This is a genomic window from Gemmobacter lutimaris, assembly GCF_003570715.1.
Taxonomy (GTDB): domain Bacteria; phylum Pseudomonadota; class Alphaproteobacteria; order Rhodobacterales; family Rhodobacteraceae; genus Gemmobacter; species Gemmobacter lutimaris.
In genome coordinates, this window is sequence record NZ_QXXQ01000003.1 from 75,215 (window position 1) to 94,964 (window position 19,750).

Genomic DNA, 19,750 nt, shown 5'->3' on the forward strand with positions numbered 1-19,750 from the left:
CCCGCAAGGGCCGGTGGAGGCTGGCCCGGCGGTGATAACGATGTCTCGGGAGGACACGCATGAAATCGACCCTGTTCCGCGCGCTGCTGGCCAGCGCCGCCCTTGGCCTTGGCGCCACCTCGGCTTTCGCGACCGAATGTATTGCCCCGGCCGATGCCGGCGGCGGCTGGGATTTCACCTGCCGTCAGATCGGCAAGATCCTTTACGACCTGAAACTGGTGGATCAGCCGGTTCAGGTGACCAACATGGCGGGCGCCGGTGGCGGCCTTGCCTTCAGCCATGTCGTGGCCGAGCGCGGCAAAGATGCCGACCTGATCGTCGCGGCCTCGTCGGCGACCACCACCCGTCTGGCGCAGAACGCCTATGGCGGTGCGACTGCCGATCAGGTCCGGTTCGTCGGCGCCATCGGGGGTGACCCGGGTGTGATCGTGGTGGCGAAGGACAGCCCCTATCAGTCGCTGAACGATCTGGTCGAGGCGATCAAGGCCGATCCGGGTTCGGTTGCCTTTGCCGGTGGTTCGGCCGCAGGCGGTTTTGACCACCTGAAACCGCTGATGGTGCTGAAGGCCGCGGGCTTCACCGATGTGGCCAAGGTCAAATACATCGGCATGGACGGCGGCGCCGAGGCGATTACCCAGACGATCGGCGGCTTCACCCAAGCGATGACCGGCGACATGTCGGAAATCGTGGGCTTCATCAAGGCTGGCGATGTGCGCCCGCTGGCCGTTCTGACGGCCGAGCGCGTGCCCGGCTTCGAGGACATCCCGACCGCCAAGGAACAGGGCTTCGACGTCGAGGTGGTGAACTGGCGCGGTCTCTATGTGCCGCATGACATCAGCGATGACGCCTTCAACACCTGGGCCGACAAGCTGCAAAAGGTCGCTGACAGCGCCGAGTGGAAAGCGGTGATGGAATCGAACGGCCTTGCGCCCTTCACCAAGGTCGGTGCCGACTTCCAGAACTGGGTCAATGATGTCGTGGCCCAGACCACCGATCTCTCGAAGGAAATCGGGGTGATCCAGTAATGGCCAGCGACCGGATCTTCGGTCTGGTCGTCGTGATCTCGGCGCTCGCGTATCTCGCGGGCGCCTTCCAGATCCAGACCAGCTTTCTGTCGGACCCGGTGGGGCCGCGGGTGTTTCCCATGATGATCGCCGTGGTCGGCCTGTTGTGCGGCCTGACGATGCTGTGGAAACCCGATGCCGAACCCGAATGGCCGCCGCTGCCGGTCTGGCTGAAGATGGCGGTGACGGTCGTGATCCTGACCGCCTATGCCTACATGCTTGCACCACTGGGCTTCCTGATCCCGACCGCGCTGGTAGCGGCTGGTGTCAGCTACATGATTGCACCGCAACCGGCGAAGGCTGCCCTGACCGGGGTTGCGCTGTCGGTGGGCCTGTTCGTGCTGTTCAAATACGCCTTGGGCCTCGGGCTGGTCGCCCTGCCGAAAGCGATGATGGGTTGAGGGGGCTTTGATGGACACGATTTCCAACCTCGTCATGGGGTTCGGCGTTGCGCTGACCCCGTTCACGCTGCTGCTGGCTGTGGTCGGCTGCTTTCTGGGCACGATCTTCGGCGCGCTGCCCGGCCTTGGGCCGGCCAATGGCGTGGCGATCCTCATTCCCGTTGCCTTCACCATGGGGCTGGATGCGACACAGGCGCTGGTGCTGCTGACCTCGGTTTACTACGGCACCATGTATGGCGGGCGGATCAGTTCAATCCTGCTGAACATTCCGGGCGACGAGCCTGCAATGATGACCACGCTGGACGGCTTTCCGATGGCGCGGCAGGGTCGCGCGGGCGATGCGCTGGTGATTTCGGGCGTCGCCTCCTTCGTCGGGTCTTTTCTTTCGACCGTTGGCCTTGTCGTCATGGCGCCGCTGCTGGCCAGCATCGCCTATCTGTTCGGTCCGGCGGAATATTTCGCGCTTTACCTGCTGGCCTTCTGCACGCTTGGCGGCGTTGCATCGAAGAACCAGGCCAAGGCGGCGGTGGCGGCCTGTCTGGGGCTGGGCATCGCGATGATCGGGCTGGATAACTCCACCGGCCTGCCGCGCTTTACCGGCGGAAACATGCACCTGATGGACGGGATCGACTTCCTTGTCGCCATCGTGGGCCTGTTCGCCATTTCCGAAATCTTCATCTTCATCGAAAGCCATGGCCGTGACAGTGCCATCGGCGTGACGCTGGGCAAGCTGACGATTCCGTGGAAGGACCTCAAGGCCTCGACCGGCACCATGCTGCGTGGCACCGGCATTGGCTTTGTCTCGGGCGTTCTGCCGGGGGCAGGCGCCTCGCTGGGGTCTTTCATGGCCTATATGGCGGAAAAGAGCATCCTTGGTTCGCGTGGCCGCTTCGGTCAGGGCGATCCGCGCGGTGTGGCCGCCCCCGAGGCGGGCAACAATGCCGCCGCCGGTGGCGCCATGGTGCCGATGCTGACGCTGGGTGTTCCCGGTTCGGGCACCACGGCGGTCATGCTGGCGCTGCTGCTGACGCTGAACATCACCCCCGGCCCGCTGCTGTTCAAGGAACGGCCCGAGGTGGTCTGGGGTCTGATTGCCAGCCTGTTCATCGCCAACGTCGTGCTGCTGATCATGAACGTGCCGCTGGTGAAGCTGTTCGTCCGCGTTCTGATGATCCCGGCCTGGGTGCTGCTGCCCATGGTGACGATGATCAGCTTCGTCGGCATCTATTCACTGTCGGGAAGCACCTTCGATCTTCTGCTGATGGTGGTCTTCGGTGTGCTGGGCTATTTCCTGCGCAAACTGGATGTGCCGACGGTGCCGGTGATCCTTGGTATCCTGCTGGGATCGAACATGGAGGACAGTCTGCGCCGCGCCATGGTGATTTCGGACGGTGACTGGACTTTCCTGTTCTCCAGCCCCATCGCCATCGGATTGTGGATCGCGGCCATCGCCGGTTTCGTTGCGCCGCTGTTCCTGCGCGGTGTGCTGAAGAAGCCGCCGGTGCCGGTGATGGATGTGAACGAGGACTGAAACATGACACGGGTTCTGATCCCCACCGGGGCACTGGGACTTGGCTATGACCGCGCGGCCTTGTCGCGCGGTATCGCCAACCGACCGGACATCATCGCGGTTGACGGCGGGTCCACGGACAGCGGGCCCTCTTACCTTGGGCGGGGGGTGTCGAAATATTCGCGCACCTCGACCAAGGCGGAATGGCGCGGGCTGATGCAGGCGCGGGCCGAGGCGGGCGTGCCGCTGGTCATCGGCACGGCGGGCACTTGCGGCGCCGACAGCGCGGTGGACTGGCTCTTGGAAATCACCCGCGAGATCGCGGCCGAAACCGGGCAAACCCTGCGCGTGGCCACGCTGAAAAGCGGGCAATCCGCCGCTGCGGTGAAAGCGGCGCTGGCCGAAGGGCGCATCGCGCCGCTGTTCCCGGCGCCTGACATTTCGGAGGCGTTGATCGACGCATGCAGCAATATCGTAGCGCTGGCGGGGGCGGAACAGATCGCGGGGGCGCTGGCGACCGGCGCCGACATCGTGATTGCCGGGCGCACCACCGATACGGCCATCATCGCCGCGCTGCCACTGGTGAGCGGCGATCATCCCGGCGCCTGCTGGCACGGGGCCAAGATCGGTGAATGCGGCGCCATCGCCACCACCCAGCCGGCCACGGGCGTCATTCAGATCGACTTTGACGCCACCGGCTTTACCATGGAGCCGATGGCCCTGACCGCCGCCGCCACGCCCTACACGGTGTCGGCGCATATGCTGTATGAAAACTCCGATCCTTTCGTGCTGCATGAGCCGGGCGGGCATCTGGATGTCACCGGCGCCCGCTATACTGCGCTGGATGCGCGGCGGGTGCGGGTCGAAGGCTCGGAGTGGATCAAGGGCGACTATACGGTGAAGCTGGAAGGCGCGCGCGTCGCGGGCTACCAGACCGTCGCGCTGGCCCTGCTGCGCGACCGCCGCTATGTGCGCCATGCCCGCGAATGGGCGGCGGATGTGCAGGCCCGCGTCGCGGCGCAGATCGTGGAGCGCATGGGGCTGGCACCCGAGGATTTCACGCTGGAGTTGCGACTGATCGGGATGGATGCGACGCTTGGCCCGCTGGAAAACCGCACGACCACCCCGGTCGAGGTGGGGGTTCTGGGCATCGTCACCTGCCCGACTGAGGCGCAGGCGGCTGAGGCGGGCAAGATGCTCAACCCCTATCTGCTGCACCACGCGTTGACCGAGAACGAGCCGATGCCGACCTTCGCCTTCCCGTTCTCGCCGGCGGAAATGCAGCGCGGCGCGCTGTATGAATTCTGTCTGAACCATGTGATGCGGCTGGACGATCCGATGTCGGCCTTCCGTCTGGATGTGCACGAGGTGGGCCATGGCTGAACTGGGAACGCTGGTCGAAAAGGTCCGGTCGAAGAACGCCGGACCGTTCTGGCTGACGGTGGACATCTTCTGCGGCAGCCCGGAGGCTTTCGCGCGGGTCACGACGGGGCTGGAGACCGCCCGCGTCGCGCATCTGTTCGGGGTGGAGCCGCAGGCCATGAAACGCTTCGACATCCCTGATCTGAACGTGGTGAAGCTGTCGGTGCCGCGCCCGGTGGTGCAGGGCACCCGTGCCGACCGCGACATGCACGGCGCCGGCTGGGCCGTGCTGGTCGAGGAAATGGAGATCGCCTGATCCTTCCCCGGTGGTCTTTCCCCTGTCGGGCGGTAGCGCTATCATCCTGCGCGAACACGGAGGATGCCATGACCTATCGCCCGGCGGATGACCGCTATTCCCGCATGATCTATCGCCGTTGCGGCCACTCGGGGCTGAAGCTTCCGGCTGTCAGCCTTGGCCTGTGGCACAACTTTGGCCACGACACACCACATCAGGTGAAGCGCGACATCTGCCGCACTGCCTTTGACCTTGGGATTACCCATTTCGATCTGGCCAACAACTATGGCCCGCCGCCCGGCAGCGCCGAAGAGGCATTCGGAGAAATTCTTCGCACCGATTTCGCGGGCTACCGGGACGAACTGATCATCTCGTCCAAGGCAGGTTATGATATGTGGGCCGGGCCCTATGGCGAATGGGGCAGCCGCAAGTATCTGATTGCCTCGTGTGATCAGTCGCTGAAGCGGATGGGTCTAGATTACGTCGATATCTTCTATTCCCACCGTTTCGACCCGGAAACGCCGCTGGAAGAAACGATGATGGCGCTGGATCACATAGTCCGCTCGGGGCGCGCGCTTTACGTCGGGATTTCCAGCTACAACAGCCAGCGCACCCGCGAGGCAGTGGCGATCCTGAAGGATCTGGGCACGCCGCTGCTGATCCATCAACCCAGCTACAACCTGCTGAACCGCTGGGTGGAACGCGACGGGCTGAAGGACACGCTGGCCGATCTGGGCGTTGGTTCCATTGCTTTCACGCCGCTGGCGCAGGGCATCCTGACCAAGAAATATCTGGGCGGAATCCCGGCGGGAAGTCGCGCTGCGCAGGGCAAGAGCCTAGCGCCCGAAACCATCACCCCGCGCGCGCTGGACAGCGTGCGGGCGCTGGATGCGCTGGCGCAAAAGCGCGGGCAGACGCTGGCGCAGATGGCGATTGCCTGGGTGCTGCGCGACGGTGGCATCACCACCGCGCTGATCGGGGCATCGAAACCAGAACAGGTTGTCGATTGCGCGGGCGCCATCGGCAACCTGACCTTCACGCCCGAGGAACTGGCCGAGATCGACCGCATCGCCTCGGATGAGGACATCAACCTCTGGGCGAGATCGTCCGAGGCCGTGTAACCCGAATTGACGCTGCACGCGGTTCTGGCAGATTGCGTGCAGCGATTCGTGAGGGGTGACATGGCAACGGTATCAGTGACCGGCGATCTGGCCGGGTTGAGCGACAAGCTTCTGTCTGGATACGGCAATTCGACGGTCTATCTGGGCTATGGCCGGGCGATTTCCGTCCATATCGGCGATTTCTACTATGCGGGTCTTTCCGGCGATGGTGCGGTGATCCAGCAAAGTGGCGACACTGCGCTAAGCGGCAGCTTCGACTATGCGGCGCTTACACATTTCTCTGGCGGTTTCAAAACTCTGCTGAAGATCGACGGTTTCCGTGTCGATGCCGACAGCGTGTTTCCGCTGCACCATCGCGATGCGGGCGGGGTCTATGTGACCTATGGCCAGTCGGCGCTAGTGCGCGCCGTCAATGCACAAAGCTACGAGGTGACGGGCTCGGCCGACGACGACACACTTGCGCCCGGCAGGCTGTTCCTGCTGCGCGGCAATGACCGGCTGGACGGGCTGGGGGGTAATGACACCCTGTCCGGTGCCAACGGGGCCGATACGCTGCTGGGTGGCGGTGGCCGCGATGCACTTTCGGGCGGGCGGGGCAATGACCGGCTGCAAGGTGGCGCTGGCAATGACCGTATGTCAGGTGACGACGGTGCCGACCGGCTGGATGGTGGCGGGGGGCGCGACGTGCTGACCGGCGGGCGCGGGGCCGATCTCTTTGTGTTCGGCGCGCGTAGCGGGGCCGACACGATTACCGATTTTCAGGATGGCATCGACCATCTGTCGGTGCGGGGCAGCTATAATCTGACGCAGAAGGCTGCGGGCGTTCTGGTGGACCATGGCAATGGAACCGTCTTGCTGAAGGGCCTGACGATTGACCAGATCGGGGCAGATGATTTTCTGTAGATCCTATCGCCCTGCCCGGATCCCGGCAGAGTAATCCGCCCCTTCGGGCAGAGCTTTCGCCCGTTCCGAAATGACGGCACGGGCGCGGATGTCCTCCAGCGAGCCGTCATCGGCCAGAACGCCCATGCGATAGAGCCAGTCTGGCAGATAGCCCGACAGAAGCAGGCTGCGGTCCAGCGGCAGGTCGGGGTTCAGCACGCGCGTCAACTGCCAGACGACCGTGGTGCAATTGGCGGTGACCGTATTATACCAGCGCGGCTTTTCGTTCAGCGCATTGCCCAGTTCGACATACCGCAGGAACACCGCGCGCAGCTGATCGGGCGTCAGGCGCAGGGGGTAAAGCCGCACCTCCTCGCCGCGAAAGTTGGTGCGCAGCTTCACCACATCCGCCTCGTCGGCAGCAATCAGAGACAGTTCGAACTGCCGGAAGAAGCCTCCGAGGCTGCTGAAGGCTTCGCCCTTCTCGCGGCGGATCTCGACTGAGAACACCACATGGCCACCGTCGGCAAAGCCGAAGCTGACCAGAAGATGCGCAATCTTCGGGTTGTCCCAGACCGAAGTGATCATGTCCGCGCCGGTCAGTTGCGACAGGTCGTAGTTGCGGGTTTCCCAGAGTTCGGCAGCATGGGCCGGGTCCGTCCAGCGGAAGGCGCGGACGTTGTGCAGGGTCACCTTGTCGCCCATGATGTCGCCCCGCACGATATGGGCGACATCCGGCGCCCAGTCGCGGTTCTGCTGGGGGCGCAGGCTCAGATACCAGCCGCCGATGACCAGCGCGGACAGGGCAAGCGCACTCCATCCCCAGCCGGGGCCAAGCCTTGCCCAGACCACCCCGGCGACCAGCAGCGCGAACAGGCCAAGCGCCACGGGCCGGGCCTGCGGAAACTGCACCCAAAGTGCTGTGCCCGCCCATGCCGACCCCAGAACCAGCAGCGCCCAGAACAGCACGGTTTTCACCGCTTCACGCTCGCGGTGACATAGTTCACCGAAAGGTCGCGGGCCGACAGGCTCCAGTTCCAGCTGACCGGGTTGAACACCATGCCCTTGCGATCTACCGGGTCGAGACCGGCGCGGCGGATCAGCTCGTAAAGCTCGTCCGGGGTGATGAACTTGGCCCAGTCATGCGTGCCCTTGGGTAGCCAGCGCATCACCCATTCGGCACCGACAATCGCCATGGCAAAGCTTTTGGCGTTGCGGTTCAGGGTGGAACAGATCATCAGCCCGCCGGGTTTCAGCAGGGTCTGACAGGCGGTCAGATAGGCCAGCGGATCGGCCACATGTTCTACCACCTCCATGTTCAGCACCACGTCAAACTGTTCGCCAGCCTCGGCCAGCGCCTCGGCCGTGGTGTTGCGATAGTCGATCGTCAGGCCCGACTGCTCGGCATGCAGCTGCGCCACCGGGATGTTGCGCGGCGCGGCATCGGCTCCCACCACTTCGGCGCCCAGTCGTGCCATCGGTTCCGACAGAAGCCCGCCACCGCAACCGATGTCGAGGATGCGCAGCCCGGCAAAGGGCAGCGGCTGCGTCAGGTTGCGGTCGAACTCGGCGGAAATCTGGCTGGTGATGTAATGCAGCCGGCAGGGGTTCATCTGGTGCAGCGGCTTGAATTTCCCGGAGGGATCCCACCATTCGGCGGCCATCGCCTCGAATTTTGCGACTTCACCGGGGTCGATGGTGGTGATCATGGCATTCTCTCCCGTGGCGGAATGGTTCCGGGCGGTTATATAATACGATCATGGATCACAGATCAGGCCAAAAGCGCGCAGTCGAGTATCTTTATCCGCCGGTCGAGCCTTTCGACCAGCGCCAGATCGACATGGGCGACGGGCATCGCATCTATGTGGAACAATGCGGTCGTCCCGATGGTGTGCCGGTTCTGGTGCTGCATGGCGGGCCGGGTGGCGGGTGCAGCCCGGCGATGCGGCGCTATTTCGACCCCGAGGTTTATCGGGTGATCCTGTTCGACCAGCGCGGATGTGGCCGCTCGCGTCCGACGGCGGCAGTGGCTGCGAACAGCACATGGCATCTGGTGTCGGACATCGAAACCATCCGCGAACTGCTGGGGATCGACCGTTTCGTGCTGTTCGGCGGTAGCTGGGGTGCCACGCTGGCGCTGATCTATGCGATCACCCACCCCGAGCGTGTGCGACACATGGTGCTGCGTGGCGTGTTTCTGGGCACGCGGTCGGAACTGGACTGGTTCTACGGCGGTGGGGCGGGGGCGTTCTTTCCCGATCTCTGGGCGCGCTTCGTCGAACCGATCCCCGAGGCAGAGCGGGGCGACCTGATCGCCGCTTATCACCGCCGCCTGTTTTCCGGCAACCTGCTGGAAGAGATGCGCTTTGCCCGCATATGGGCGCAATGGGAAAATGCGCTGGCCTCGGTTTCGGTCGAAGGGGCCTGGCATGAAAGCCCGTCAGACTACGCCCGTGCCTTTGCACGGCTGGAGAACCATTATTTCGTCAACGGCTGCTTTCTGGAAAGCGATGGCTGGATCATGAAGAACCGTTCGCGCATCGAACAGATCGGCGCAACCATCGTGCAGGGGCGCTATGACATGATCTGTCCGCCTGCGGCCGCGTGGCGGCTGGCGCAGGGCTGGCGGCGCTGCGATCTGCGCATGGTCGGTATGGCGGGACATGCACTTTCGGAACCGGGCATCTCGGCCGGGCTTGTATCGGTGATGAACGGGCTGCGGCCGCTGATGAAGGATCTGTAGAATGGATGTCGCATTCGACTGGGGGCTGTTCGCGTTGTTCATGGGCGCGAGCCTTGCGGCCGGGCTGACCGGCTGGATGTTCAAGCCGGGTGACTGGTATGAAGGGCTGGTGAAACCCGACTGGCGGCCAAAGAACTGGATGTTCCCGGTCGCATGGACCACGATCTATGTCCTGTCGAGCCTAGCAGCCACGCGGATCGCCGTGCAGCCGGGCAATGCCTTCGCCATGGGGTTCTGGGCCGTGCAGATCGCGCTCAATACCCTGTGGACGCCCACATTCTTCGGCGCGCGGCGCATGGGGCTGTCTGTCATGGTCATGGCCGCGCTTTGTGCTGCGGTTCTCGGTATGCTGTGGACGTTCTGGCCCCTCGACGGCCTCGCCTTCCTGCTGATCCTGCCCTATGCGATCTGGCTGGCGCTGGCTGCGCCGCTGAACTGGCGGGTCTGGCGCGACAATCGCGGGGCAGGGGCGGGCGCCTGAACGCCCGGCCCTTTCCTTTCCGGTTTCAGAACAGGAAATTCGCCTCGTCCCGCAGGGCGTTCAGTGACAGGCCGGTGACGGTGATGTGGATTGCGCCCATGTCGATGCGGGTTTCATTGACGCCAACGCTGGTGAAGGTCAGATCCGACAGCTTGTCGGCGCCCGTGATCTGGATGTGGTCCGCCCCGGCAGTGAAGCCTTCGATCCGGTCCGTCCCGCTGCCTGCACCGAAGACGAAGACATCGTTTCCACCGCCGCCCAGCAGGGTGTCGTTGCCCGCGCCGCCGGTCAGCGTGTCATTGCCCTTTCCGCCTGACAGACGGTTTGCAAGCTCGTTGCCCTCGATCCGGTCGGCTCCGGCGGAACCCTGCACATTCTCGAACCCGCTGATCGCAAGATAGCCCTTGCCGGTGCCGTCAATGTTGCCGTTCTTGGCTGCGGGGTTCTGCCATGCGCCAAGGTTGTTCAGCGTGATCACGATGCCCTTGGAAAACTTGCCGAGGTCCAGCGTGTCGATGCCTTGACCGGCTGACAGGATCAGCCCGTTCGCCGGGTCCTGGGCCAGCACGACCACCCGGTCGTCGCCACTGCCCAGACGCGTAACGCCGGTGCCACCCTTTGCCAGCGTCACCGTGTCGTTGCCGCCGCCGGTGGTGATGCTGTCCACCCAGCCCGCTCCGGTGCGGATCACGTCATTGCCGTCGCCGCTGGTCACCGAACCGGCGCCGCCCGTCCCGAGGGTGATGCGGTCATTGCCGATGCCGGTGCCGATATGTTCGACCCACTGACTGCCGGTCTTCACCTTGTTCACACCATCGCCCAGCAGTAGCGTATTCACCTGCCCGTCGCCGGACAGGGTGACGGTATCATTGCCGCTGTAGCCCTGAATGGAGCCGACCCAACCACCCTTGACGATGAACTTGTTGGTGCCGCCGCCTGCCGCGATCTGGTTGATATTGCCCGAGGTGATGGTGAAGCTGTCGTTGCCGTCATAGGCGACCACCGAATTCACCCGGTCGCCATCCATGCGCAGGCTGTTGTTGCCGTCCCCCAGATCGGCCTGATCGACGCGCCCGTCTCCGGTGAGGGTCAGCGAATCGTTGTTGGAGCCGAGCGAAATCTGGTTTGCCTTGCCCGCGACGGTCACCTTGTCCACGCCGCCTGAAAAGCCGATGCTGCGCACCTCTCCGCCTTCGTTGACGTTCACCGTGTTCTTGCCGGAATAGCTGGTGATCGCGCCGACGAAGCCGCCGCTGACCGTCACGGTGCTGGTGCCAGAGCCAAGGCTGACACTGTCCGCGCCGCCCTTCAATTCGAACGTGTTGTTGCCGTTGGAGCGGATAGAGCCGATATATCCCGTACCGCCGATCAGCGTGTTGTTGCCTTCGTCGAAGTCGATGAAACCGACATAGCCGTCGCCGCCGGTCACGGTGTCATTGCCCTCGCTCAGCAGCAGGGCCTGAACAGAGCCTGCGCCAAGAGTGATGTTGGTCTGGCGGGCGTCATAAAGTTCGACATGTTTGGTCTGCTGGGAGCCGAGGGTGAGCGTGACATCGGCATCGGCGCCGCCTGAAAGATACCGGATGCGCGTGTCATGCAGGGTGATGCTGACATCTCCGGCTGTCGGCAGTTGCACAAGATCCAGCCGCCGCCCGACTACGCCGTCATCCGCATCGGTGATGGTCAGCGACAACGGCGTATCGGATGCGGCGCTGTCAAGGGCAAGCCGCCGGATCGTCCAGGGCTGCCCGGTCAGCTTCAGCGCCAGCGTATCGGAGCCGCCGGTCGATTCGTTGTTCATGTAGACAGAGTTGATCTGTGCCGCGTCCCATTTGAAGCTGTATCCGAAGGCCGAAAAGGCGGTGCTCCCGTTCAGGGTGATCTTGCGCGTGGCCATAATGGAACTCCTTGTCATTAAAATGGAACGGGGTCAGGGAAGTATCGGCTGCGGGAAAATCAAATACGGTGTTGCAGCCCGCTCAGGCTAGCAGGCTTCCGGGCGCCTCTCAATCGTCATGCGGGGCATGTGGCATTCCGCCTTGCTTTTCGGGGAGGAACGCCCTATATGCCTCTCAACAGCGGCGTTGTCGGGTCCAAACCGGCAGCCCATCGAAAGATGTAAACGGGCCGCGCGAGCCCGTTTTTTGCTTTTTGGAACCCGGATGACCGATCTCATCGCCAAGACCGCCATCGACCGCCGACTGGCCGACATTGTCGGCCCGGTCATCGAAGGGCTGGGATTCGAACTGGTGCGCATCCGCCTGATGGGCGGCAAGACGCGGACCCTGCAAATCATGGTGGACCGCCCGGATGGCGGGATCGAGGTGGACGAATGCGCCGCCGTCTCCACCGCAGTTTCGGCCCTGCTGGACGTGGAAGACCCGATCGAGGACAACTATGTCCTTGAAGTGTCGTCCCCCGGCATCGACCGCCCGCTGACCCGCCTGAAGGATTTCGACATGTGGGTCGAATACGAGGCGCGGCTGGAAACGACCGAGCTGATCGACGGCCGCCGTCGCTTCAAGGGTGTTCTGCAAGGCACCGAAGGCGACGAGGTGCTGATCGAGATCGAGGAAGGCGGCGAGACGCTGACCATCGGGCTGCAATTCGACTGGCTGTCGGATGCCAAGCTGCTGCTGACCGACGAGCTGATCGCCGAAGTTCTGCGCCAGCGCAAGGAAGCCGGCGTCATCGACGAGTCGAAGTTCGACGAAATCGAAGAAACCGAAGGGGATGAGGACGACGACCTCGAACCCCCCGCGACGAAACACTGACAGGCCAAGAGGACATCATGGCGATTACGTCTGCGAACCAGCTGGAGCTTCTGCAAACCGCCGAGGCGGTGGCGCGCGAAAAGATGATCGACCCGGATCTGGTGATTCAGGCGATGGAGGAATCCCTCGCCCGTGCCGCCAAGTCGCGTTACGGCGCTGAACTGGACATCCGGGTGAAGATTGACCGCAAGACGGGCCGCGCCACCTTTGCCCGCATCCGCACCGTGGTGCCGGACGAGGAATACGAGAATCATCACGCCCAGCTGACCGTCAAGCAGGCAAAGACCTATCTGAAAGACCCGCAGGTCGGTGACGAGGTGATCGACGAGGTTCCCCCCGTGGATCTTGGCCGCATCGCCGCGCAAAGCGCCAAGCAGGTCATCCTGCAAAAGGTGCGCGAGGCCGAGCGGGATCGTCAGTATGACGAGTTCAAGGATCGCAAGGGCACCATCATCAATGGCGTGGTGAAGCGCGAGGAATATGGCAACCTGATCGTTGATATTGGCCGGGGCGAAGGCATCCTGCGCCGGAACGAAAAGATCGGTCGCGAAAGCTATCGCCCGAACGACCGTATCCGCTGCTACGTCAAGGATGTGCGCCGCGAGACCCGCGGCCCGCAGGTCTTCCTGTCGCGCACCGATCCGCAGTTCATGGCGGAACTGTTCAAGATGGAAGTGCCGGAAATCTATGACGGCATCATCGAGATCAAGGCTGTGGCCCGTGACCCCGGTTCGCGCGCCAAGATCGCCGTCATCAGCTATGACAACTCCATCGACCCTGTGGGTGCCTGCGTCGGTATGCGCGGCTCGCGCGTGCAGGCCGTTGTGAACGAGCTTCAGGGCGAAAAGATCGACATCATCCCGTGGAATGGCGATACCGCCACCTTCCTTGTGAATGCGCTGCAACCGGCCGAGGTCAGCAAGGTCGTGTTCGACGAGGAAGCCGCGAAGATCGAGGTCGTGGTGCCGGACGAGCAGCTTTCGCTCGCCATCGGTCGCCGCGGTCAGAATGTGCGTCTGGCCTCGCAACTGACCGGGCTGGATATCGACATCATGACCGAGGCCGAGGAATCGGCGCGTCGTCAGGCCGAATTCGCCGAGCGCACCAAACTGTTCATGGATACCCTTGATATCGACGAGATGATGGCCCAGCTTCTGGTGGCGGAAGGCTTCACCAATCTGGAAGAAGTGGCCTATGTCGATCAGGACGAGCTTCTGTCCATCGACGGTTTCGATGAAGGCACCGCCGAGGAACTGCAAGCCCGCGCCCGCGATTACATCGAGGAACAGAACCGCAAGGCGATCGAGAATGCCCGTGCGCTGGGTGTCGATGACAGCCTGTTCAACTTCGAGGGGCTGACGCCCCAGATGATCGAGGCGCTGGCGAAGGACGGCATCAAGACGCTGGAAGACTTCGCCACTTGTGCCGACTGGGAACTGGCGGGCGGCTGGACGACCGAAAACGGCCAGCGCAAGAAAGACGACGGCGTGCTTGAAAAGTTCGAGGTCTCTCTGGAAGAGGCGCAGAACATGATCATGACGGCGCGTGTCATGCTGGGCTGGGTCGATCCGACCGAGCTGGCGTCGGCAGAGACGGAAGAAGACGAAGGCGATACCGAGGAGGCCGAGGCCTGAGCCTCGGGTTCCCCATGACGCGCGGCGGCCGCAAGGACGACAGGGATGGACCGGAACGGCGGTGTATCGTTTCGGGCGAATCCGGGCCGACGGCCGGGTTGATCCGTTTCGTCGCGGGGCCGGATGGCGAAGTGGTGCCCGATCTTCTGGGCAAGCTGCCGGGCCGGGGCTTCTGGGTGACTTCCACCCGCGAGGCGCTGGATCGTGCAGCGGCAAAGGGCCTTTTCTCGCGTGCGGCGCGTGCGAAGGTCACGCCCCCTGCGGCGCTGGCGGATCTGCTGGAGGCGATGCTGGCGCGGCGGGTCGTGGAACTGTTGAGCCTTGCCCGCAAGGCGGGGCTGGCAGTGACCGGCTACGAGAAGGTGAAGGGCTGGCTGGTGGATGGCACTGCGACCGTGCTGATCCAGGCTAGTGACGGGTCGGAACGGGGCAAATCGAAGCTCCGCCCGCCCATGAAGACGGGGCTGTTCATCGGCTGCCTGACCGGACAGGAAATCGGTTTGGCTTTTGGCCGCGAAAGTGCCATACACGGCGCGCTTGCGGCTGGTGGACTCAGCGACCGTGTTGTAGAGGAAGCGGCAAGGCTGGCCGGGCTCCGGGGTGGAGTCGCTGGACAGCATGACGGCGGCGAGACCGCCGGAGAGGATACGAAGACGGTATGAGCGATACGGACGGTAAAAAACCCCTCGGGCTTGGTGGCGGCGCTGGCAAGCGCCCGGGTCAGGTGAAGCAGAGCTTCAGCCACGGCCGGACCAACACCGTGGTGGTGGAGACCAAGCGCAAGCGCGTGGTGGTGCCGAAGCCCGGCACCGCAGGTGGTGCCGCAGGTGGCGGCTCGGCCTCGCATCTGGGCGATCCGTCGAAACGCCCTGCCGGCATTTCCGACGCCGAGATGGAACGGCGTCTGGCCGCGCTGCGCGCCGCCAAGGCCCGCGAGGCCGAGGATACCGCGCGCCGTGCCGAGGAAGAGCGTCAGCGCGAGGAAGATCGCCAGCGCCGCCGCGAGGAAATCGAGGCGAAGGAGCGCGAGGAGCGCGAGCGCGAAGCCGCCATCAAGGCAAGGCTGGAAGAGGAAGAGCGTCAGGCCCGCGCCGAGGCGGAGGCCAAGGCTGCCGCTGCCGCGCAGCGCAAGGCCGACATTCTTGGCACCAAGTCGCGTGCACAGGTCCAGCGTGAACAGGAAGAGGCGCGCGCCGCTGCCGAGGCTGCGAAGCCTGCGGCCAAGGCGCGCGATGCTGCTGCTCCGGCCGCTGCCGCCACCGAAGAAGACACGCGGGGCGGTGCCAACAAGCAACCCGCCACGACGATCAGCCCGCGCAAGACCGACCGCGAGCGCGAAGAGCGTGACCGTGATCGTGGCGCCAAGGGCAAGGGCGACGACGGACGCCGTTCCGGCAAGCTGACCCTGACTGCCGCGCTGGATGGCGAGGGTGGGCGTACCCGCTCGCTCGCCGCGATGAAGCGCAAGCAGGAAAAAGCCCGCAACAAGGCGATGGGTTTCGGTCAGAAGGCCGAAAAGCAGGCCCGCGACGTGCAGCTGCCTGAAACCATTGTTGTCAGCGAACTGGCCAACCGGATGGCGGAACGCGCCGCCGACGTGGTCAAGGCGCTGATGAAGATGGGCATGATGGTCAACATGAACCAGACCATCGACGCCGATACCGCCGAAATCATCATCGAGGATTTCGGTCACCGCGCCGTCCGCGTGTCGGATTCCGACGTGGAACAGGTCATCGATACCGTCGAGGACAAGGCCGAGGATCTGGAAGCGCGCCCGCCGATCGTGACCATCATGGGCCACGTTGACCACGGCAAGACCTCGCTTCTGGATGCGATCCGCAAGGCCAACGTCGTGTCGGGCGAGGCCGGTGGCATCACCCAGCACATCGGCGCTTATCAGGTGAAAACGCCCAACGGTTCGCTGGTCTCGTTCCTCGATACGCCCGGCCACGCGGCCTTCACCTCGATGCGTGCCCGTGGCGCGCAGGTGACGGATATCGTGATTCTGGTGGTCGCGGCCGATGACGCCGTGATGCCGCAGACGATTGAAGCCATCGCCCACGCCAAGGCGGCGAAGGTGCCGATGATTGTCGCCATCAACAAATGCGACAAGCCGGATGCCAACCCGCAGAAGGTGCGCACCGACCTGCTTCAGCACGAAGTGGTGGTCGAGGCGATGTCGGGCGACGTGCAGGATGTCGAGGTTTCAGCCAAGACCGGCAAGGGCCTGAATGACCTGCTGGAAGCCATTGCGCTGCAAGCCGAGATCCTTGAGCTGAAGGCCAACCCGAATCGCCCCGCCATGGGCGCGGTGATCGAGGCCAAGCTGGACGTGGGCCGCGGCCCGGTTGCCACCGTTCTGGTGCAGAACGGCACGCTGAAACGCGGCGACATCTTCGTCGTGGGCGAGAAGTGGGGCAAGGTTCGCGCGCTGATCAACGACAAGGGCGAAACCGTGACCGAAGCCGGTCCGTCGGTTCCTGTCGAGGTTCTGGGCCTGAATGGCACGCCCGAAGCGGGTGACGTGCTGAACGTGGTTTCGACCGAGGCGCAGGCGCGTGAGATCGCGGATTACCGCGAACAGGCCGCCAAGGACAAGCGCGCTGCCGCCGGGGCTGCGACCACGCTGGAACAGCTTATGGCGAAGGCGAAGGCCGATGCCGATGTGGCGGAGCTGCCTGTGCTGGTGAAGGCCGATGTGCAGGGTTCTGCCGAGGCCATCGTTCAGGCGCTGGAAAAGATCGGCAACGACGAGGTGCGCGTGCGCGTACTGCACTATGGTGTGGGTGCGATCACCGATACCGACGTGGGTCTGGCCGAAGCGTCGAACGCGCCGGTCATCGGCTTCAACGTCCGGGCCAATGCGACCGCGCGCAATTCGGCGCAGCAGAAGGGTGTCGAGATCCGTTACTACTCGATCATCTATGACCTGATCGACGACATCAAGTCGGCGGCTTCGGGTCTGCTGAAGGCCGAGGTGCGCGAAAACTTCATCGGTTATGCGCAGATCAAGGAAGTCTTCCGCATCACCGGCGCCGGAAATGTGGCGGGCTGTATCGTCACCGAGGGCGTGGCACGCCGTTCGGCAGGTGTGCGCCTGCTGCGCGACAACGTGGTCATCCACGAAGGCACGCTCAAGACGCTCAAGCGCTTCAAGGACGAGGTCAAGGAAGTGCAGTCCGGTCAGGAATGCGGCATGGCCTTCGAACGCTACGAGGATATTCGCGCTGGCGATGTCATCGAGATCTTCGAACGCGAAGAAGTGCAGCGTTCGCTGGTCTAAGGCTGGCGACACGCAAAGCAAAAGGCCGGGCAAATCGCCCGGCCTTTTGCTTTTTTTATCGGTCGTTTCAGTTGCGCGCGCCAGACACCGGGTAGCCAACGAAGGTCTTGTCATCGACGCGAACCATCAGCTTTCCGTCCTGTGTCGAGCCGACAACAATGCCCTGCACGGATACGCAGGAGCCCAAGGCGATCGTTCTCAGCATCTCTCCCCCCAAATTCAGCCAGAACAGCAAAAGAATAGGGGGGAAGTGGTTAATCGGCTACTAAGATTATTTTATATCTGCGACTAAAAATTTAGTTATCCACTGAAATCAAAGCCAGTCGCGCAAGATCGGGATCAGCGGAATATCTGCAGGGGGCATCGGGTAATCCTTCAGCGCCTGAGCCCGCACCCATGCGATTCGCTGCCCTTCGCGGCCGGTGGGGATGCCTTCCCATCGGCGGCAGGCGAAAAGTGGCATCAGCAGGTGGAAATCCTCATAGGCATGGCTGGCGAAAGTCAGCGGCGCAAGGCAGCTTTTCCAGGTGTCGATGCCCAATTCTTCCTTCAACTCGCGGATCAGGCAGGCTTCGGGCGATTCCCCTGGTTCGACCTTGCCACCGGGAAACTCCCACAATCCGGCCAGTGACTTGCCCTCGGGACGTTGGGCCAGCAGCACACGGCCATCGGCGTCGATCAGCGCCACAGCGGCGACGAGCAGGATTTTCATGGAATCGTTCCGCTTCTGGCTGGCGCCGGGGAACTTCACGTCCCCCGGACCCCCTGTGGGATATTTTCGAACAGATGAAATCAGGAGCGGTAATCCGCGTTGATCTCGATGTAGCGGCTGGTCAGATCGCAGGTCCAGATCGAGCGTTTGGCGCGGCCCATCCCCAGATCGACACCGATCACCAGTTCAGAGCGGCGGAAATAGGCGGCGCCGTCTTCCTCACGGTAGTCGGGGTTGCGCCAGCCTTTTTCGGCCACGACCAGATCACCAAAGGTGATGCGCAGTTTGTCGCGGTCTGCCGCAGCGCCGGATTTTCCAATAGCGGCGACGATACGACCCCAGTTCGGATCTTGCCCGGCCAGCGCGGTCTTGACCAGCGGGCTGTCGGCGATGGACTTGCCGATGCGAAGCGCATCTTCGGCCGAGGCGGCGCCGGTGACCCGGATTTCCACAAATTTTGTGGCGCCTTCGCCATCCTTCACAACCTGATGCGCCAGATCCATCATCACACTGCGCAGCGCAGTCTCGAATGCCTTGGCAACAGGTCCTGTGGCCTTGACCTCTGCCGCCGCGCTCTGGCCGGTGGCGCAGAGGAGCAACGTGTCCGAGGTGGAGGTGTCGCTGTCCACGGTGATCGAATTGAAGGTCTCGTCCACGTTGCGCGACAGCATCTTTTGCAGATTGGCGGCGCTGATCTTCGCATCAGTGAAGATATAGACCAGCATCGTCGCCATGTCTGGCGCGATCATGCCCGAGCCCTTGGCGATGCCCGAGATATGGATCGGGCCACCTTCCCCTTCGATCACGGCGCTGGCGCCCTTGGGGAAGGTGTCGGTGGTCATGATGGCTTCGGCAGCGGATTGGATCGCCTCTTCCGTCAGGCCGCCCACCAGTTCGGGCATGACGGCGGTGATCTTCTCATAGGGCAGGGGTTCGCCGATCACCCCTGTGGAGGAGGAAAACACCCTGCTGGAAGGCAGGCCCAGTGCGGTCGCGGCGGCGTCGGTCACCTCGGCCACCGCCTTGTCCCCGATCTTGCCGGTGAAGGCATTGGAATTGCCCGAGTTCACCACGATGGCGGCGCCGGCATCGGCCGGCGCCTTCATCGCCAGTTTCTCCTGGCAGTCGCGCACGCAGCCCGAGCGGGTGGAGGAGCGGGTGAACACCCCCGCGACGGTGGTGCCGGGGCAAAGACTGACCAGCATCACGTCGCGCCGGTTCTGATACTTGATCCCGGCGCCGACTGCGGAAAAAGCCGCACCCTTGATGACCGGCAGCACCGGGAAAGCCGCGGGGGCCAGCGGCGACACCGGCTTGACTGCCTTCGTCACCGCCGCGACCGCAGCTTCGGCCAAATCCTCGGCGCGGTCTTTGGCGGTTTCTGCCGCCTCTTCCAGTTGCGCCGTTAGGGTGGCGACCTTCTTCTTCAGCTTCTTCTTGAGGGCCTTGGCTTCGGCCTTCCAGTCGGTCTTGCTCATGGCGCAACTC

The 19,750-nt window shown here is 63.6% G+C and carries 18 protein-coding genes and 2 pseudogenes; 14 read left to right on the plus strand and 6 right to left on the minus strand.

Features of this window, described 5'->3' with window-relative positions:
* Positions 1 to 59 precede the first annotated feature (59 nt).
* From D2N39_RS06890 to D2N39_RS06920, 7 genes are all read left to right on the plus strand, one after another.
* On the plus strand, positions 60 to 1,025 hold the full coding sequence (locus D2N39_RS06890) for a Bug family tripartite tricarboxylate transporter substrate binding protein (protein WP_119134051.1): 966 nt from the start codon (positions 60 to 62) through the stop codon (positions 1,023 to 1,025).
* The gene (locus D2N39_RS06895) at positions 1,025 to 1,465 is read left to right on the plus strand and encodes a tripartite tricarboxylate transporter TctB family protein (RefSeq protein WP_119134052.1); all 441 of its coding nucleotides are present in this window, start codon (positions 1,025 to 1,027) and stop codon (positions 1,463 to 1,465) included. Before D2N39_RS06890 ends, D2N39_RS06895 begins: the two co-directional genes overlap by 1 nt.
* Positions 1,466 to 1,475: 10 nt before the next feature.
* A complete protein-coding gene (locus D2N39_RS06900) occupies positions 1,476 to 2,996 on the plus strand; it encodes a tripartite tricarboxylate transporter permease (protein ID WP_119134053.1) in 1,521 nt (506 codons plus the stop codon).
* A gap of 3 nt (positions 2,997 to 2,999) precedes the next feature.
* On the plus strand, positions 3,000 to 4,358 hold the full coding sequence (locus tag D2N39_RS06905; protein WP_119134054.1) for an acyclic terpene utilization AtuA family protein: 1,359 nt from the start codon (positions 3,000 to 3,002) through the stop codon (positions 4,356 to 4,358).
* The gene (locus tag D2N39_RS06910) at positions 4,351 to 4,653 is read left to right on the plus strand and encodes a DUF4387 family protein (RefSeq protein WP_119134055.1); all 303 of its coding nucleotides are present in this window, start codon (positions 4,351 to 4,353) and stop codon (positions 4,651 to 4,653) included. Before D2N39_RS06905 ends, D2N39_RS06910 begins: the two co-directional genes overlap by 8 nt.
* Positions 4,654 to 4,721: 68 nt before the next feature.
* Positions 4,722 to 5,753, plus strand: coding sequence for an L-glyceraldehyde 3-phosphate reductase (gene mgrA, locus D2N39_RS06915; protein WP_054301368.1), 1,032 nt, complete (start codon positions 4,722 to 4,724; stop codon positions 5,751 to 5,753).
* A gap of 60 nt (positions 5,754 to 5,813) precedes the next feature.
* Positions 5,814 to 6,656: a calcium-binding protein gene (locus tag D2N39_RS06920; protein WP_119134056.1), complete on the plus strand. Its 843-nt coding sequence runs from the start codon at positions 5,814 to 5,816 to the stop codon at positions 6,654 to 6,656.
* A gap of 3 nt (positions 6,657 to 6,659) precedes the next feature.
* Here D2N39_RS06920 and D2N39_RS06925 read toward each other — a convergent pair whose 3' ends face one another.
* Complete coding sequence (locus D2N39_RS06925) at positions 6,660 to 7,613, minus strand: Lnb N-terminal periplasmic domain-containing protein (RefSeq protein ID WP_119134057.1); 954 nt, start codon at positions 7,611 to 7,613, stop codon at positions 6,660 to 6,662.
* Positions 7,610 to 8,344, minus strand: coding sequence for a bifunctional 2-polyprenyl-6-hydroxyphenol methylase/3-demethylubiquinol 3-O-methyltransferase UbiG (gene ubiG, locus D2N39_RS06930; protein WP_119134058.1), 735 nt, complete (start codon positions 8,342 to 8,344; stop codon positions 7,610 to 7,612). The genes D2N39_RS06925 and ubiG overlap by 4 nt, the downstream gene beginning before the upstream one ends.
* A gap of 50 nt (positions 8,345 to 8,394) precedes the next feature.
* On the opposite strand from ubiG, the gene pip reads away from it, so the two are divergent.
* Together pip and tspO are read left to right on the plus strand one after the other, a co-directional pair.
* Positions 8,395 to 9,378: a prolyl aminopeptidase gene (gene pip, locus D2N39_RS06935; RefSeq protein WP_119134059.1), complete on the plus strand. Its 984-nt coding sequence runs from the start codon at positions 8,395 to 8,397 to the stop codon at positions 9,376 to 9,378.
* A 1-nt stretch (position 9,379) separates the two neighbouring features.
* Positions 9,380 to 9,859, plus strand: coding sequence for a tryptophan-rich sensory protein TspO (gene tspO / locus D2N39_RS06940; protein WP_119134060.1), 480 nt, complete (start codon positions 9,380 to 9,382; stop codon positions 9,857 to 9,859).
* 25 nt (positions 9,860 to 9,884) lie between these two features.
* Here the strand turns inward: tspO and D2N39_RS22820 are convergent, their stop codons facing one another.
* Entirely contained in the window at positions 9,885 to 11,756 is a 1,872-nt protein-coding gene (locus D2N39_RS22820) for a calcium-binding protein (protein WP_158589784.1), read from the minus strand.
* Between the two features lie 265 nt (positions 11,757 to 12,021).
* On the opposite strand from D2N39_RS22820, the gene rimP reads away from it, so the two are divergent.
* From rimP to infB, 5 genes and pseudogenes are all read left to right on the plus strand, one after another.
* Positions 12,022 to 12,633 carry a ribosome maturation factor RimP gene (gene rimP, locus D2N39_RS06950; RefSeq protein WP_119134332.1) on the plus strand — a complete coding sequence of 204 codons (612 nt, stop codon included), beginning with the start codon at positions 12,022 to 12,024 and terminating at the stop codon, positions 12,631 to 12,633.
* A 17-nt stretch (positions 12,634 to 12,650) separates the two neighbouring features.
* On the plus strand, positions 12,651 to 14,267 hold the full coding sequence (gene nusA / locus D2N39_RS06955; RefSeq protein ID WP_119134061.1) for a transcription termination factor NusA: 1,617 nt from the start codon (positions 12,651 to 12,653) through the stop codon (positions 14,265 to 14,267).
* A 14-nt stretch (positions 14,268 to 14,281) separates the two neighbouring features.
* Positions 14,282 to 14,929, plus strand: a complete 648-nt coding sequence (locus tag D2N39_RS06960) for an RNA-binding protein (protein WP_119134062.1) — start codon at positions 14,282 to 14,284, stop codon at positions 14,927 to 14,929.
* Positions 14,926 to 15,399 (plus strand): annotated as a pseudogene (locus tag D2N39_RS23675) (translation initiation factor IF-2 associated domain-containing protein); the annotation flags it as partial. The gene D2N39_RS06960 and the pseudogene D2N39_RS23675, both read left to right, overlap by 4 nt.
* A 189-nt stretch (positions 15,400 to 15,588) precedes the next feature.
* A pseudogene (infB, locus tag D2N39_RS06965) lies at positions 15,589 to 17,550 on the plus strand (translation initiation factor IF-2); the annotation flags it as partial.
* Between the two features lie 67 nt (positions 17,551 to 17,617).
* Here the strand turns inward: infB and D2N39_RS23100 are convergent.
* From D2N39_RS23100 to argJ, 3 genes are all read right to left on the minus strand, one after another.
* Positions 17,618 to 17,755 (minus strand): hypothetical protein, encoded by a 138-nt coding sequence (locus tag D2N39_RS23100; RefSeq protein ID WP_054301359.1) that lies wholly within the window; start codon positions 17,753 to 17,755, stop codon positions 17,618 to 17,620.
* Between the two features lie 108 nt (positions 17,756 to 17,863).
* Positions 17,864 to 18,262, minus strand: a complete 399-nt coding sequence (mutT, locus tag D2N39_RS06970; RefSeq protein WP_119134064.1) for an 8-oxo-dGTP diphosphatase MutT — start codon at positions 18,260 to 18,262, stop codon at positions 17,864 to 17,866.
* An 80-nt stretch (positions 18,263 to 18,342) separates the two neighbouring features.
* Positions 18,343 to 19,740: a bifunctional glutamate N-acetyltransferase/amino-acid acetyltransferase ArgJ gene (gene argJ, locus D2N39_RS06975; protein ID WP_119134065.1), complete on the minus strand. Its 1,398-nt coding sequence runs from the start codon at positions 19,738 to 19,740 to the stop codon at positions 18,343 to 18,345.
* Positions 19,741 to 19,750 lie beyond the last annotated feature (10 nt).

What these genes read in the sequence shown, in the direction of transcription:
- D2N39_RS06890 (WP_119134051.1), top strand. Translation starts at nt 60, where the DNA reads ATGAAATCGACCCTGTTCCGCGCGCTGCTGGCCAGCGCCGCCCTTGGC.
- nusA (WP_119134061.1), top strand. Translation starts at nt 12,651, where the DNA reads ATGGCGATTACGTCTGCGAACCAGCTGGAGCTTCTGCAAACCGCCGAG.
- D2N39_RS06900 (WP_119134053.1), top strand. Translation starts at nt 1,476, where the DNA reads ATGGACACGATTTCCAACCTCGTCATGGGGTTCGGCGTTGCGCTGACC.
- ubiG (WP_119134058.1), bottom strand. Translation starts at nt 8,344, where the DNA reads ATGATCACCACCATCGACCCCGGTGAAGTCGCAAAATTCGAGGCGATG.
- pip (WP_119134059.1), top strand. Translation starts at nt 8,395, where the DNA reads ATGGATCACAGATCAGGCCAAAAGCGCGCAGTCGAGTATCTTTATCCG.
- D2N39_RS06910 (WP_119134055.1), top strand. Translation starts at nt 4,351, where the DNA reads ATGGCTGAACTGGGAACGCTGGTCGAAAAGGTCCGGTCGAAGAACGCC.
- D2N39_RS23100 (WP_054301359.1), bottom strand. Translation starts at nt 17,755, where the DNA reads ATGCTGAGAACGATCGCCTTGGGCTCCTGCGTATCCGTGCAGGGCATT.
- D2N39_RS06905 (WP_119134054.1), top strand. Translation starts at nt 3,000, where the DNA reads ATGACACGGGTTCTGATCCCCACCGGGGCACTGGGACTTGGCTATGAC.
- mgrA (WP_054301368.1), top strand. Translation starts at nt 4,722, where the DNA reads ATGACCTATCGCCCGGCGGATGACCGCTATTCCCGCATGATCTATCGC.
- D2N39_RS06920 (WP_119134056.1), top strand. Translation starts at nt 5,814, where the DNA reads ATGGCAACGGTATCAGTGACCGGCGATCTGGCCGGGTTGAGCGACAAG.
- D2N39_RS06895 (WP_119134052.1), top strand. Translation starts at nt 1,025, where the DNA reads ATGGCCAGCGACCGGATCTTCGGTCTGGTCGTCGTGATCTCGGCGCTC.
- D2N39_RS22820 (WP_158589784.1), bottom strand. Translation starts at nt 11,756, where the DNA reads ATGGCCACGCGCAAGATCACCCTGAACGGGAGCACCGCCTTTTCGGCC.
- D2N39_RS06960 (WP_119134062.1), top strand. Translation starts at nt 14,282, where the DNA reads ATGACGCGCGGCGGCCGCAAGGACGACAGGGATGGACCGGAACGGCGG.
- argJ (WP_119134065.1), bottom strand. Translation starts at nt 19,740, where the DNA reads ATGAGCAAGACCGACTGGAAGGCCGAAGCCAAGGCCCTCAAGAAGAAG.
- rimP (WP_119134332.1), top strand. Translation starts at nt 12,022, where the DNA reads ATGACCGATCTCATCGCCAAGACCGCCATCGACCGCCGACTGGCCGAC.
- mutT (WP_119134064.1), bottom strand. Translation starts at nt 18,262, where the DNA reads ATGAAAATCCTGCTCGTCGCCGCTGTGGCGCTGATCGACGCCGATGGC.
- tspO (WP_119134060.1), top strand. Translation starts at nt 9,380, where the DNA reads ATGGATGTCGCATTCGACTGGGGGCTGTTCGCGTTGTTCATGGGCGCG.